Raw genomic sequence first — 14333 nt, 5'->3', positions numbered from 1 at the left:
CCCGGCTAAGGCCGTGGCTCAGACAATGGCTCTATCCCTTACGCGTAAAAATATAGTTTTTAGTAAAAGTATAATACGAAAATGAAGAAGCCCATTTTGTTACAAAAACGTGAATTAATTAAACCTATTAGTCAGGCAATATCGAGAATTGAAAAAATAATAGAAAAAACTGGAGCTTTAGATAGTATTGTTCTTGAAGGATTATTTGCACTAGGAGTATCATCCTTTGAGAATTCGTTGAGTGATACATTAAAGATATTATTTTATTATATACCTGACAAACTCAATATTAAAGATGAATCAATACCAAAGCAACAACTATTAAACGGAAATCCATTGGTATATACCATTGAAAAAAAAGTAACCTCGATCACCTATAAAAGCCTAGAAGAAGTTCTGACATGTTTTTGTAAAGCTGCTGATATTGATAGTGAAATAATTGACGATAACGATATTAATCATTTAAAAGAAATAAAAGCAACAAGGAACCTTCTACTTCACAATAATCTAATTGTGAATTCATTTTATTTAGCTACAGCAGGGCCGAACAAAAGGGAGGCTCAGAGCAACAAAAGATTGAACATTAGCCAGGAGTACCTATTAATGTCGCTAAATACGTTAAAGAAAATTTTAGAATTATATGAGAATGAGTTATCAATTAAATATTCCAAATACACAAAAGTAAATGCCATAAAAAAATTATTCAAATATATCTTTCCCACCGAAATAATGAAATTTGACAATGAGTTTGATATTGATGAAAAAAGAGATGTGATTAGTTCAATTAAAAGTAAAACAAGTAAGAAAAAACACTTATCATCAAGTGAGCGATTTTATTATGATTTATGGATTTCTCACACCCACGGCCATGAGTTTAAGATTAAGCCCGGTCAGTTTTTCATGTTGGATGATTCGGATAAATTATCTTTTCTATTTCAACATATAAATCTTTTAAAAACATAATTAATGTTTGTGTATAAGGGGGTTTAGCTCCTTATACACAAGTAAATTATAGTAATCTTATTAGATAAAGCCCCTTTGGCGCAAGCATATACCCCACTTAGTTCAAGCGTCGCGCTTGGACTAAAACTCGCAGGCTGATAGTTATCATCGCATAGAGTAAATCTTTATCTGTTACAGTGTGCAAAGTTGCAATCTAAGGATTGCCCGGTACAAGCGAGACGCTTGCACCAAGGGGGGCGAAAACCTTGCTGGTAGCAGCTCACCCGCCATAAGCTATATACGTTGTAAGCTGCTGTTTTTTTCTTTTTTTATTTCTTCACGCATTTTGTCGTAAAGTTCTTTCAGATTATGTACTTCTTTAGGCCAATTAAAGTTTTTCATAAATTGATTATCCCAAAGTTTGAAAGCAAGGACAGCAATTCCCCAATGAGGGTCTGAATCTACTGCATTAACTTTTTCAATTAGTTCATGCATTCTGTCGTCAGTTGCGGGGTGTGTTGTTGTTTCAGACTTCTGTTTAAAAAACAACATACTACAAAGTCCCATCAATACTCCGATTTCAGATGATAGTTTCGTTTTGTTTGTTAAGCCACTTAAAACTAATTCCATTGCCCTTGAATCTGCTTCTTTTTCAAATTTGAGTATGTCGGCTTTTGTGTTTTGTCCTTGTTTTTTATTTTCTATATGGTCAAGTTCAATATGAGCAAATTCATGGCATAGAATAAAGTTCATGGCATAGATAAATAGACCGTTTGCTTTTTCTATGTATAAAGCATCATCTGTTGAGTATTCTTCAGGGTTGGGCAAGGTATCCTTATTCCAAGGAATGAAACTAACGATTAGCGATTTTGCATAGTCAAACAATTCTTGTGCTTTATCAATTTTTTGAGTGTCAATTTCATGCAAGATTGTTTTTGAAACTTGGTTCTGACTGGTTTTTGCGATAGCTTCTTCATATAGAATGAGCATTGAGTAACAAACACACCATACATAGGATAAGAAGGTTTCATGGACATATATTTTTCCCTTTTCATTTACAAAAGGGGTTTGCTCGTGCCCATCAACTTTTTCAAGAATTGATTTGTCGTTTATATAATACCCAATTCCTGCCTGCAGTCCTTTCTCCTTAATAACTGTTTTTGATAATTCAATGAAAGTTGGGTTTGTAGTCTCAAATTGAAATATCACATTATGCTGTAAGACCCTTATAGGTTGATTGCCCGCGTGAGATGAAGAAAGTCTATTTATTTTCATCTATGTTTTTTTAATGTTGCACAACGGTTTGGCTATGAGCAGGCGGGCTTTTATGGCTACTTACCTGTCAGCCGAGACCAAAATTGGTTAAAAGTATTATAGTTTCGTTTAGTAATTTTCACCCGCTTGCTTATAGGTGTTAGGCTACAGTTTTTTATTTAAACTCCACCGTTTTCAAGTCTTCCAACACATTTTCTTCTGAAGCATTATAAGATGCGTAAAAAATATGTCCCTCTAAGAATTCAGGCTTAAAAAAGCTGTACACATTGACATTTGCTTTCGGTGCTCTAAATTCTTTTCCGACAAAATCATAGAAGTTGCCAACATGTGTGAATTCGGGAGAGAAATAAATAGTCGCTGGGATTACCATCCTATTCTTAAAAACATCTATTTTCTCTGAATCTACATTGAAGAGAATAGAGTCGTTTCTTACAATTGATTTAGGATACGAACTTTTAACTGCTTCAAGAATTATCTCATCGATTCGGTCATTTGGATAGTTCTTTTGCTTAGAATACTCCTGAAGAAGCCGCGACCAAGAATCGGAGTCTTTTTCTTTTTCGTCTTCTTCTTGCTGTTTCTTGAAGTTGTAATTTTCGGTCAAAGGTCTCGTGTAGAGAATGCTTCCAAGTTCAGTTTCACCATTTTTTCGGTCGGAAATAATAATGATCTGTTTCAACACTTTCATTTCATTAATTTTCAACCATTTAAGTACTATTTCTTCCATTTTTTGTCTGTTTTATAAATTGTAGCCAACGTTTTGATAAACAAACCTATTCAAATTAGTAAAATAAGACTAACAGTTTAAAGTTGTATATACAAATCTTTCTTAGCAAGCTTGTATAACTATTAAATTGGTTGGTTATGATGCCGCCCTTTACCGCTAGTATACGAACCCCACTTAGTTCAAGGGCGCCATGCAATGGGTGCTGTTCGTCCAGACTGGATCGTCCCGAAAGTATTGGACTAAAATAGCAGGCTGTAGCCTATTGCAACGCCATCTGTAGAAATATAAAAGTCAACATTTCTAACAAGGAGGGTATAGCCATGATCTGCCAGACCCGCTGGTTAGCGGGCAGGCTAGTGGGGACCCCGGCACGCGTTTCACTTGGCTGGGGATTAGTACTTACCTGATTTAGTCAATACTGATAAGAAAAACACCATTCTGTCCATCCCACTGCGTGGCGCTCTAAATCCTTCATAATTCTGAGCCAGAATGCAGGCTGCAGCGGCTAGCAGGAAGGGTAGTGGTGCCTGGGCTAATTCAACGTAGAAGATTAAAGTATACCCCCTACATCCTGGCGACCTACTATAGCCATAATTTCTACGCTTAGGTCCGACACTTTGAAATAGATGCTATCGGAGCCACAGGTGCAGCGCCTGTAGCCTTTTCTTATGGTTTCAACTGATTCAAAGGAGAAAGGCCTTTCGGCAATCTTATCAAAGCACTCAAAGAGTTTGTTGAAGTACCTGTCAGCCTGGGCCATGCCAAATGTTCTGGCCCCGTATTGATGTATTCTTATTAAGTCCTCCTTTGCTTCATTGGCTAATTTGTAGTCAGCCATTCAGCCTGGATTTGGATTGGGCAAGGATATCCTGTTTGCTGTCTTCTGTAAAACCGCTTTGTTCCGCCTTCTCCAGTTTAGCCCTGAGCCAATTTACCTGAACCTGTTGTTTTCGAGCCTGTCTGATCAGGTCATTGACAAGTTCGCTTTTACTGGCATATTCGCCACTATCCACCTGGCTTTTTAGCCATTCATCGTTGGGGTCCGTAAAGGAGATACTTTGCCTTGCCATAACTACTATGTTTGGTGTAAATTTACATCACAAACGAGTCTTTGGCAAATTGGTTCTTGTAGATATCGTAGATCTAACCATCTAAGTGAATCCATACATCTAAACTCATACTTTCTTCCACATAGCCTCAACAAAACACCCTTATAGGTCTGATTTACTACGAAGGTATACTTATTAAGTAAGCTTCGCGCTGACGCGCTCACGAAGTCACGAAAACGACCAAGTCATCGAAAGCAGGAGAGGGTTTCAATCCTTATTCTAATGGATCGTGTTCATGAAGATATCTACACTAGGCAAGCATTATGCACTAATAGGTGTTTCAATCCTTGTTCTGATGGATGGTGCTCACGAAGAATTGTTCTGTTGTGTTTTTACAACTGGTTCTTTTAGTTTCAATCCTTATTGTAATGGATAGTGCTCACGAAGTATTTGAAGGCCCGACTAAGCTGATCGAAACTTCTGGTTTCAATCCTTATTGTAGTGGAAGTAGCTCACGAAGTGGCCCGTAGCCTGATAAGAGTGAAAAAAGTTAGCAGTTTCAATCCTTATTGTAGTGGATGTAGCTCACGAAGTCGGCCAACCTGTATCCTGATCAATCCACCATGAAAGTTTCAATCCTTATTGTAGTGGATGTAGCTCACGAAGAACTGGCTGCTGAAAGGGAATTACTTAGTAGAGAGCGGTTTCAATCCTTATTGTAGTGGATGTAGCTCACGAAGGACTGAAGCATACTCGTCAGAAGAGGATGTTTATAGTTTCAATCCTTATTGTAGTGGATGTAGCTCACGAAGCGAGCACGGTAATGGTCAGGCATTAGACATTGAGTCGTTTCAATCCTTATTGTAGTGGATGTAGCTCACGAAGGCTGGTAAAGAGGTTTTTAAGTCGATTGTTCAACTAAGTTTCAATCCTTATTGTAGTGGATGTAGCTCACGAAGTAGCTCGAATACTTCCCTTAGCCAACTGGCATCACCGTTTCAATCCTTATTGTAGTGGATGTAGCTCACGAAGGACTCCATGTTTTAGTTTTACCCCGTAGCCAATCCAGTTTCAATCCTTATTGTAGTGGATGTAGCTCACGAAGCGGCCAGCCACATTTCAAGCGCACGAAAGAGAAGGTTGGTTTCAATCCTTATTGTAGTGGATGTAGCTCACGAAGCGGCCAGCCACATTTCAAGCGCACGAAAGAGAAGGTTGGTTTCAATCCTTATTGTAGTGGATGTAGCTCACGAAGGGTACATCGTGCTTTAGTTGCGTTTCGATGTAAGTTTCAATCCTTATTGTAGTGGATGTAGCTCACGAAGTACGCCTAACTTTTTTTGCCATAATATTATAGGGGGTGTTTCAATCCTTATTGTAGTGGATGTAGCTCACGAAGTGTACCACTTACGACCACCATTGATAAAGACAACCTTGTTTCAATCCTTATTGTAGTGGATGTAGCTCACGAAGCTGGACATGTTTTAGACGATGGGTCAACATTTGGGGATCTGTTTCAATCCTTATTGTAGTGGATGTAGCTCACGAAGTCGATTTCGGAGCTAAGTGGCTGTGAGCTAATGAGAAACGTGCTTTTTACTATTGGTCTTTTTCTCGATTTCATCATGTCAAAGAGCGGTATTTTACCTGTTTTTGGTAAATTTGCGTAAGCAAAAGTGGTTGATATTCAGGTTGTTGTAGCCTGTTTTTGGCCAACTCCAAATAAATTACCACCCGGAAGAGCATTTATACTCTCAGTCCTACCAAGATAAGGACTTATAATAAAAAGCCCTAAGTCATTTACTAATTAAAGGCTTATTCCCGATTCTATTCTCTATCAATTTGGCGCTAAGTTCCGGGTAGGTCTCCTGTCTGGCAAAAGACTTCGGCATAAAGACAGTCCGGCCCAAATGCCTTCATTTATTCCGATTCCTTTCGGCCCTGAGTCCACCGTAACCGGGAGGTCGCACTATAATTAATTTTTCATTTTTCAAACGTTTTTAATTATGGAAGTAAATGACCTTTATAATGTCGCTGAAATCAGGCTGACCTACCTTAATCATTTTAGCCCTGATGATCTCCCGATTCAAAAACTGCAGAAGCAATACATAAGAATCGCTTTTTTCTAGTCCGCCTGCCCACCTATTTCGTGGAAATCCTTCCCGGTCGAAATGGCTCGTATAGGAAGCTGCTAATAAAGGATTACGACTTCTACATAAAAGGTAGCTTTAACTGGCTATCATACTCCGGCCGCGAAACGGAAAGATATGCAGTAGAGGAGAGCCACCCAGTTTTTTAATAATGTGCAGCAGTTCTGGCAAAAGGTGTTCTAAGACTATCAGCTCGATAAGTCCCTAATTGATTTTTGATGATGGGTATGTCAGATTAAATGAACAGGGTACACAGGGTGTTTCTCTGGCTAAAAGCGGCCCTTGTATCTCTCCTAGCCATTGACTACCTTTTATAGGTGAGATTAGCCAGCCTATATGAAAAAGAAGAAAGCAAAGAAGGTACAGTATAATGGGATCTTTTTCGACTCTACATTGGAGTTGAAATTTGCTTTGCTAATCGAAGATACCTGCGAATATATTTATCACCCTCTATCCATATGGTATGATAGGAATGATCTTTCCAAATTCGGCAAGCAGGTATGTCCGCACCGCTACGAGCCTGACTTCCTGGTTAGAAAGCTCCGGAATCACTCGGCACACCTAATTGAGATAAAGAACAGTAATATGGTCTCTGCTGAGGCTGTCAGGATAAAGCAGGCCGTGGCGGAAAGCTACATCAGGCGGAAGAGTTATGATTGGTCATATAAAGTTTTGACAGACCGGGACATACGGCTCTCGCCGGAGCAATACAAGAAGTTTAAAGAGATCATTACCACCCGGCGGTTTCACAGCAATAAGATCAGGATGCTCAGGAAGGAGGCACATGCTTCAAACACCTCATATTACACTCAAAAAGTGCCTTATAAAACGGCTCTCGACCTGGATGAAGCCGAGCATTATCTATTTGTGAAAAAGGGTCTGATGAAGGAGTTCTCCTGAGCTTATGCAAACACAAAGCCTTTCTTACTAATAAAGAGAGTTGAAAGTTAATAGGCGAATCGTGATCCATTCAGGACTCGGACCTGAAACCTACGGTTTAGGAGGCAGTTGCTCAATCCAGTTGAGTTACTTGCAGGGGTAAGGACAGAAATTATCTCTCTTCTGAGTCATGGCATAGTGACCTCACCAGGATTCAAACCTGGAACCTTCTGATCTGTAGTCAATAAAAAAGCCTTCATAGTTTTCACTAAGAAGGCTTTTGATTCAGCAGTGCTTACGGTACGTTTTTCGAACCAATTTGAAGAAGATTTTATGTCAATTGCCTCATCAATATAAAAAATTGGCTATCTCGGAACGATCAGGGATAGCCATTTTCCTCTTGAAACTTCATGAGGATGGCACCAAACAAGCGCAAAGCAGGCAGATAGCAGACCTACGCCTAAGTGCATTTCATCCACTTTATATTTTGTATTTACATACTGCACTTTGCCGGCTTTTGCCACGAAGCTTTTTTGTCCCCAAAGGTACAATTGTCGAACCACCGAAAGTCGGACCTTTTTGAGGAGGATATCAATAGAATGATGAATATTCATCTTTAGTTTGTCTTTGCAAATACGATGAATTGCAATCCAATGAAGGTTGTTAATCCTTACTTTACGATAGGTCATTTTGGACTCATCATTTATAAAAAATCAGGACATCTATATCTAATACAAATCTTATTGTGATGGACCGGAACCCCGGACGGTTTGGTCAAGAAGTCGATTTGTGGGCTAAGTGTCTATTAGATAATACGGTAATGCTTTTTGCTAAAGGGCTGTTTCTCTCGCAGGATAATAATCATATTTGTCTTCTATATTTTTCGAAAACCTAAGCCAATATATGCATACTGACTCCTAACAATGTAGCTCTGACATGAAGGTGTATGGCTTCTCTGCTGTACATAATTCGACATCGCTAAAGGGCACTGAAAAACATATGTACAGCCGTTTAAAGCGGTTAGTTCACTCAAAGGCACTTTTGGCTGCCGGGTAAAATAAAAGATGGTAGTTATACCTACACCGGTTTGCTTATTTCTGGTAGCACTACGCATTGAGGCGCACAGCCGTATTTCTCAATTTGCGACAGATACATCCAGGAAGATATGAGCAAGTTGGGTTATACTCTGTTTACAATTATTTATTTGACTGCCTTTCCTCTAATGGCTCAGGAGGATATATGGACTTTTGCAGACTGTATTGCCTATGCCAGGCAGCATAATATGCAGATCCAGGATAACACGTTTGCTGAACGTTCTGCAGAGTTAGAGATTTATTACGCTAAAAAGGCTTTTGTTCCCACCATTACATTAGGTACCTCAGTGAATGTTGGTATCGGCCGTACGATCGATCCTTTTACTAACCAATTTACCACTGAGCCTGTAGTTTCTAACTCCTGGAATGCCAATGCAAGGCTTACGGTATTTAACGGGCTTCAATTGCATGCTAATTTAAAAAAGGCCAGGCTCTCTCAACAAACGACTCAGCTTTCCTCACAGCAGACTAACCGTGACCTGGAAATACAGATAGCTAATGCCTATCTGCAAATTTTATTTAATAAAGAACAACTGACAAACAGCCAGAAACAACTACGGCTTAGTAAAGCCGAAGTGGATCGTACGTATAAACTCATAGGGGCAGGCCGCCTGCCAGAATCAAAGATTTATGAACTGCAGGTACAGGTGACAAACTCTGAAGTGCAGACGGTGGCGGCTGAGAATAACTTATTAATAGCCAAACTAGCTTTAAAGCAATTACTCGGTCTGCCTGCTGAAAAATCAATAGATGTGGAGTTTCCCACCATTGCGGAACCTGACAGTTCCTTTCTCTTCTTCTCCTTTGATGAGCTGGCTAAGCTAGCCTCGGTACAACCTGAGGCCCAAATCTCCAGCATTGATATTCAAAAGGCCGAAATCGACTTGCGGCAGGCTAAAAGAGCTTACCTGCCCAACTTATCTATTTCCTACGGTGTAGGAACACTCTATTCCAGCCAGGCCCGGTCAGTTGTGCCAGGAGATGGTGAACCTCAAACGATCATTACTCCGATAGGGTTCGTATCCTCCGATGGGGGGCAGACAAGTGAAGGTACGGTGTATCAGGAGAACGTAATAGGGCCTCAGTTAATAGCTGTGCAGGTTCCCTATGAAGAGCAATTCAGGGATAACATCAACCAGTCTACCAATCTCAATTTCAGCATTCCCTTTCTGAGTTCTGCTACTAGCCTGAAACAGGGCTTACGCAACTCCCGTCTGGCGTTAGAAAAGGCCAAAATGAAAGCTTTCAATCAACAGAATCAACTGAAGCAGACGCTGTATCAGAAATTTGTGGAAGCACAGGCTGCCTTTCAAACTTATAAGATCAATCAGAAGAAGCATGCTATACAGCAGGTAGCTTATGCTCATGCGGAAAGTAAATATCAGAAGGGGCAGATCAATGCGTTTGAGTACACCACGGAAAAAAACAACCTGTGGAACAGTGAGAATGAGCTGCTTCGCAGCAGGTACGACGCAGTACTAAAGATTAAGATACTGAAATACTACATGGGTGAGGAGCTGAGCTTTTAGGGCCACTTTAACTTAACGACAGGACAATGTTTGGAAGACTAAAAAAATTCCCGAATTATAAGCAGGCAGATTCAAATGATTGTGGACCTACGTGTTTGCGAATGGTGGCAAAACACTATGGCAAAGACCTCTCCGGACCTGCCATTCGCAAGCTTGTGTATCGTGGAAGCCAGGGGGCCAACCTGCTGAACTTGAGTGACTCAGCCGATACACTGGGGTTCCGAACCATGATGGTGAAGTGCTCCATAGAGATGATGGAGGCGGAAAAGCCTACGCCTTTCATTGCGCACTGGAATCAGAACCATTATGTGGTAGTATATAAAATTAAAAACGGTAAGTTCTATATCTCTGACCCCAACGGAGAAAGAGGGGTGCTGGACAAAGAGGCCTTTCGTAAATCCTGGTGTAGTGCCAGAACGGACGGAGAGGATGAGGGGATAGCCTTATTGTTCGAAACTACCCCTAAGTTCTACACCTTTGAGGTGGAAGAGGAGGAGGAAGGTGTCAACCTCAAATTTTACCTGAAATATATCATTCCTCATTGGAAGCTCATACTACAACTGGCCATAGGGCTTGGGCTGGGGAGTATTTTTTCCCTCATAACACCCTTTCTGACCCAGGCGATGGTAGACCAGGGTATTCAAAATAATGACATGAACTTCGTATATGTGGTACTGATAGCCCAGGTGATGATGTTTCTGGGTACTACCACCATAGAGCTTATAAGGAGTTGGGTAATGCTGCATATGAGCACCCGCATTAATATCTCTGTTTTATCGGACTTTCTGGTAAAGCTAATGAAGCTTCCGCTAGGCTTTTTTGATGCGAAGAATTTAGGAGATATCATGCAGCGAATGGGGGACCACTCACGTATAGAATCTTTCCTTACCTCCCAGTCTCTCTCTATTGTCTTTTCGCTATTAAACCTGGTGGTGTACAGCTTTGTGATGTTTACCTACAGCATAGAAATGTATGGTATTTTCGTTATCTCCAGTGTGTTGTATTTCCTGTGGGTAATAGCCTTTTTAAAGAAGCGTAAAGAGCTGGACTATAAGAACTTTGGTGAATCTGCTAACAATCAGAATGCCACTGTGGGGCTCATACAGGGCATGCAGGAAATTAAGCTGCATACCTGTGAAAAACAACGGCGCTGGGAGTGGGAGAGGGTGCAGATACGGTTGTTTAAGCTAAGCATTAAAAGCTTGATTCTGGAGCAATTTCAAGGCACCGGCAGCTCTTTCATCAGTCACCTGAAAACCATTGTCATCTCATTTTGGGCTGCCAAGGAAGTGATTGAAGGCAATATGACCTTAGGTATGATGATGGCCGCCACGCAGATACTTGGTCAGTTGGATGGGCCTATCAATCAATTTGTCGGCTTTATACAGCAGGCCCAGGATGCAAAAATAAGCCTGGAGCGTCTGGGAGAAATTCATAACAGAAAAGATGAAGATGCGGATAGTATGGAAAATTCATCTTTCACGATTCCTGAAAATCAGGGTATTGAGGTAAAAAACCTGAGCTTTCGCTATGGAGATCCCACAGGCTTATGGGTATTGGATAATCTGAGCATGACCATTCCTTATGGCAAGACCACTGCGATAGTGGGCGAAAGCGGAAGTGGTAAGACTACCCTTATGAAGCTATTATTACGGTTTTATGAACCGGAGAAGGGTGAGATACTACTGGGAAATACAAACCTGCAACACCTGAATGCCCGGGAATGGCGGAAGCGTTGCGGAGCCGTACTGCAGGAAGGTCACATATTTTCGGATACCATAGCACGAAATATTGCCATTGCTGATGAAAACCCGGACGTAAAACGCTTGATGGATGCTGCTGATACGGCTAATGCCCGGATGTTTATTGAAAACATGCCCCTTAACTATAATACCAAAATCGGGGCCGAAGGCAAAGACCTGAGCACAGGGCAGAAACAACGCCTGCGTATTGCAAGGGCAGTTTATAAAAACCCTGAATACATATTCTTCGATGAAGCCAGCAGTTCGCTGGATGCTAATAACGAGCGCGAAATTACTGAAAAGATTGCGCGCTTTAACCGGAACAGAACGGCTGTCATCATTGCCCACAGGCTCAGTACCGTTCGCCATGCGGATAATATAGTGGTATTGCAGAAAGGCCGGATTGCAGAACAAGGGACCCATGAAGAACTTACTGCTAAAAGGGGCCTTTACTTTGATCTGGTAAAGAACCAGCTAGAGCTAGCAACCTGATTGTAGGTGATCCACATACGTACATAGCCTGTGTTTGTGTATAGCTATGGTGATCACTTATCGGAAATATTATTAACCCTGTCGATAGGCTTATTGCATGCTTGCCCCTGTTTTACTGAAAAACAGGGGCATTTGGTTTTTGTGGGTATCAGGTTAAGCGTCTCAGGATGAAGGTTTCGGTTTGAAGATATCAGACCGAAAATAGTTGCAGAATATTCTCTGCCATTAACATCCGCGATCAGATAGTAGCAGCCGTAGGTAAGTAAGGCTAAAGCGGCATTTTTACCTCTCCTCTGTTGCTTCATACTGGCTCATATTATTCTTATGTAAAAAACAGTAGTACTACCCTAAGCCATCAGGGTAATTAGCGTATTACTACCAGTACAAAAAGTGTATCATATATATGATGTTTGTGTCATGCCATTGATGAATGTAACACTAAAATATATGCCATATGAGTACCCGGCGATGGATAAAGCAAAAAGATAAGGATCATAATAGCGTGGCAGTGATGCAAAACCTGCTACGCGCGCTGAATGTAAAGGTCACTGATCAAACTGTGGAGGATGTCCTGAAAGAAAACCCGGATTATCCCAGTCTGGCTTCTCTTTCCGACGGATTAAATGACTGGCGTATTGAAAACCTGGCGGTGCGCCTGGACGCCGAAGACCTCGTGGATGTTACCTTTCCCGTCATAGCCCACCTGCGTCCACTTCCAAAGACACCTGAAGAGATGGAGGCCGAACAGCAGGAAGGACCTGCCTGTGGCCTGGATGATGAAGTAGAAACACCCCGCTTTGTCATGGTGTCTGACATGGACGACACCCAGGCCACATACCTTGATACCAATAGTGGCTGGGTCACTGAAGAGAGGGACGTTTTCCTGAAAAAATGGACTGGCATCATGTTACTGGTAGAAAAGAAACCCGAGTCAGGTGATCCAGATTATAAGCAAAATGCCCTAAACGAAAAATTACACAAACTGAAGCTGCCGGCTGTACTATCAATTGCTGGCCTGATTATACTAGCCTTGGTTTTTACGGGAATAAGTACCCAGGCAAGTCTTGTTACCTGGCTGCCTCTTTTAGCGACCAAGCTAATAGGGTCTACCATATGCATACTGTTACTGATCCAGTTAGTAGACAAGGATAACTCACTGGTAAATAAAGTCTGTAATATAGGATCCGGCCAGACTACACCTCAGCAAAAGCCCAGCAGTTGCGGGGAGGGTATTTTAGAATCAGAAGCGGCTACCCTTTTCGGATGGCTCAGCATGTCAGAGCTAGGTGCCTTTTACTTCCTGGGAGGCCTGCTGTCTATTGCTATTGGTTTGTTTTCCAGCGTAATGACCAGCGTATCTTATGTGTTGATTGGCCTTAACTTCCTAGCACTACCCTATACGGTGTTCTCTATCTATTACCAGAAAAAACATGCCCAGTGGTGTAAACTATGTGTGGCCGTTCAGGTGGTTCTATGGATAGAGTTTGCCGCCGGAGCACTCATATGGACAGAAGGTGCAGGCACGTTTAATGGTTATGCATTGGCTGTAGTGGCCCAGGGTTTCTTATTACCGGTAATGATCTGGATGGTTTTCAGGTCAGAGCTTGGCAAAGAAAAGCAACTGAAAGAATTTCGCAGGCAGCTCAATATTTATAAAAGAAATCCTGCCATTATTAAAGATGTACTGGACAAAGGGCGAAAGCTGGAAGAGAAAAGACTGCCAAACGATGTGGTCCTGGGTAATGCCGACTCTCCGTTCTCAGTCACTATTTTCTCTAACCCCTTTTGCGGCCCCTGTCAGAAGGCTCATCAGCTAATCGATCAGCTTCTGGATGAGTTTGCAGATGGTGTTCGCGTAGTCTTCCGTTTTAGTGCCCAGGGCAGCCCCAGAGAAAGTATAGAGCAGGAGCTGGAGAGAATTCAGTCAGAGTTTGATCAGGCACAGGATGATATTCAAAAGCAGAAACTGAAAGAATGGTATGGAGGAGACACCCGTGAAGTCTGGGAGAAGAAAATAAAAGAAAATGTCGCAGCTAATGAGAAGCTAAATTCCATTGCTCTCACTCTGCATGCATTGGCTTACCTGGGTAAAACAGATACGCTGCATACGGCGATGTCCGAATGGTACAATGCCGAAGATAAATCTAACCAGGCCATAGATGAGTGGTGTAAAAAGTATCCTGTGTCCCGGGAGCTGCTGGATCAAATGAAGCCTGCCCTCAGAGATACCCGGGAGTGGGCCTCTGAATCAGGTATAAATGGAACCCCAACAGTGTTTGTCAATGATCAGGAGCTTAAAAATGGTCTTACTTATGTGCCGGATCTGAAATACTATATCCGCGCCATGGAAGAAGAGATGGAAGCTAAAGCTGCCCGGGAAGAACAAGGACAGAATATGCCGGTCATTCAGCCAGTATAACTCAATGTATTAAACAGCGCTCCCGGACCAGGTAA

11 protein-coding genes and 1 CRISPR repeat array are annotated in these 14333 nt (G+C 41.7%); of the genes, 5 read left to right on the top strand and 6 right to left on the bottom strand.

The window, feature by feature from the left end; translation table 11 throughout:
- Positions 1–81: 81 nt before the first annotated feature.
- Positions 82–963 (top strand): hypothetical protein, encoded by an 882-nt coding sequence (locus AB9P05_RS00950; RefSeq protein ID WP_371906941.1) that lies wholly within the window; start codon positions 82–84, stop codon positions 961–963.
- Positions 964–1236: 273 nt separating this feature from the next.
- Here the strand turns inward: AB9P05_RS00950 and AB9P05_RS00945 are convergent, their stop codons facing one another.
- The 4 genes from AB9P05_RS00945 to AB9P05_RS00930 all read right to left on the bottom strand — a co-directional run bounded on the left by AB9P05_RS00945 (position 1237) and on the right by AB9P05_RS00930 (position 4014).
- The gene (locus tag AB9P05_RS00945) at positions 1237–2217 is read right to left on the bottom strand and encodes a phage exclusion protein Lit family protein (protein ID WP_371906940.1); all 981 of its coding nucleotides are present in this window, start codon (positions 2215–2217) and stop codon (positions 1237–1239) included.
- A 154-nt stretch (positions 2218–2371) separates the two neighbouring features.
- Positions 2372–2944 (bottom strand): hypothetical protein, encoded by a 573-nt coding sequence (locus AB9P05_RS00940; protein WP_371906939.1) that lies wholly within the window; start codon positions 2942–2944, stop codon positions 2372–2374.
- A gap of 550 nt (positions 2945–3494) precedes the next feature.
- Positions 3495–3782: a type II toxin-antitoxin system RelE/ParE family toxin gene (locus tag AB9P05_RS00935; protein ID WP_371906938.1), complete on the bottom strand. Its 288-nt coding sequence runs from the start codon at positions 3780–3782 to the stop codon at positions 3495–3497.
- Entirely contained in the window at positions 3775–4014 is a 240-nt protein-coding gene (locus tag AB9P05_RS00930) for a type II toxin-antitoxin system ParD family antitoxin (protein ID WP_371906937.1), read from the bottom strand. Before AB9P05_RS00930 ends, AB9P05_RS00935 begins: the two co-directional genes overlap by 8 nt.
- Positions 4015–4257: 243 nt before the next feature.
- A CRISPR array of direct repeats spans positions 4258–5544; the repeat unit is 37 nt; unit sequence GTTTCAATCCTTATTGTAGTGGATGTAGCTCACGAAG.
- 935 nt (positions 5545–6479) lie between these two features.
- On the opposite strand from AB9P05_RS00930, the gene AB9P05_RS00925 reads away from it, so the two are divergent.
- Positions 6480–7043 carry a DUF1064 domain-containing protein gene (locus AB9P05_RS00925; RefSeq protein WP_371906916.1) on the top strand — a complete coding sequence of 188 codons (564 nt, stop codon included), beginning with the start codon at positions 6480–6482 and terminating at the stop codon, positions 7041–7043.
- A 344-nt stretch (positions 7044–7387) separates the two neighbouring features.
- Here the strand turns inward: AB9P05_RS00925 and AB9P05_RS00920 are convergent, their stop codons facing one another.
- Positions 7388–7711, bottom strand: coding sequence for a hypothetical protein (locus tag AB9P05_RS00920; protein ID WP_371906936.1), 324 nt, complete (start codon positions 7709–7711; stop codon positions 7388–7390).
- Between the two features lie 476 nt (positions 7712–8187).
- On the opposite strand from AB9P05_RS00920, the gene AB9P05_RS00915 reads away from it, so the two are divergent.
- A complete protein-coding gene (locus AB9P05_RS00915; protein ID WP_371906935.1) occupies positions 8188–9645 on the top strand; it encodes a TolC family protein in 1458 nt (485 codons plus the stop codon).
- 26 nt (positions 9646–9671) lie between these two features.
- A complete protein-coding gene (locus AB9P05_RS00910) occupies positions 9672–11879 on the top strand; it encodes a peptidase domain-containing ABC transporter (protein ID WP_371906934.1) in 2208 nt (735 codons plus the stop codon).
- A gap of 53 nt (positions 11880–11932) precedes the next feature.
- On the opposite strand, the gene AB9P05_RS00905 is transcribed toward AB9P05_RS00910, so the two are convergent.
- Complete coding sequence (locus tag AB9P05_RS00905; protein ID WP_371906933.1) at positions 11933–12184, bottom strand: hypothetical protein; 252 nt, start codon at positions 12182–12184, stop codon at positions 11933–11935.
- 149 nt (positions 12185–12333) lie between these two features.
- Between AB9P05_RS00905 and AB9P05_RS00900 the strand changes: the two genes are divergently transcribed.
- Positions 12334–14298 carry a thioredoxin domain-containing protein gene (locus AB9P05_RS00900; protein ID WP_371906932.1) on the top strand — a complete coding sequence of 655 codons (1965 nt, stop codon included), beginning with the start codon at positions 12334–12336 and terminating at the stop codon, positions 14296–14298.
- Positions 14299–14333 lie beyond the last annotated feature (35 nt).

This window comes from Roseivirga sp. BDSF3-8 (assembly GCF_041449215.1).
In the GTDB taxonomy this organism is placed as follows: Bacteria; Bacteroidota; Bacteroidia; order Cytophagales; family Cyclobacteriaceae; genus JBGNFV01.
This window is presented reverse-complemented; position numbering and strand designations above follow the sequence as displayed.

Coding starts and splice junctions, on each gene's coding strand:
- AB9P05_RS00950 (WP_371906941.1), top strand. CDS start 82: ATGAAGAAGCCCATTTTGTTACAAAAACGTGAATTAATTAAACCTATT.
- AB9P05_RS00945 (WP_371906940.1), bottom strand. CDS start 2,217: ATGAAAATAAATAGACTTTCTTCATCTCACGCGGGCAATCAACCTATA.
- AB9P05_RS00940 (WP_371906939.1), bottom strand. CDS start 2,944: ATGGAAGAAATAGTACTTAAATGGTTGAAAATTAATGAAATGAAAGTG.
- AB9P05_RS00935 (WP_371906938.1), bottom strand. CDS start 3,782: ATGGCTGACTACAAATTAGCCAATGAAGCAAAGGAGGACTTAATAAGA.
- AB9P05_RS00930 (WP_371906937.1), bottom strand. CDS start 4,014: ATGGCAAGGCAAAGTATCTCCTTTACGGACCCCAACGATGAATGGCTA.
- AB9P05_RS00925 (WP_371906916.1), top strand. CDS start 6,480: ATGAAAAAGAAGAAAGCAAAGAAGGTACAGTATAATGGGATCTTTTTC.
- AB9P05_RS00920 (WP_371906936.1), bottom strand. CDS start 7,711: ATGACCTATCGTAAAGTAAGGATTAACAACCTTCATTGGATTGCAATT.
- AB9P05_RS00915 (WP_371906935.1), top strand. CDS start 8,188: ATGAGCAAGTTGGGTTATACTCTGTTTACAATTATTTATTTGACTGCC.
- AB9P05_RS00910 (WP_371906934.1), top strand. CDS start 9,672: ATGTTTGGAAGACTAAAAAAATTCCCGAATTATAAGCAGGCAGATTCA.
- AB9P05_RS00905 (WP_371906933.1), bottom strand. CDS start 12,184: ATGAAGCAACAGAGGAGAGGTAAAAATGCCGCTTTAGCCTTACTTACC.
- AB9P05_RS00900 (WP_371906932.1), top strand. CDS start 12,334: ATGAGTACCCGGCGATGGATAAAGCAAAAAGATAAGGATCATAATAGC.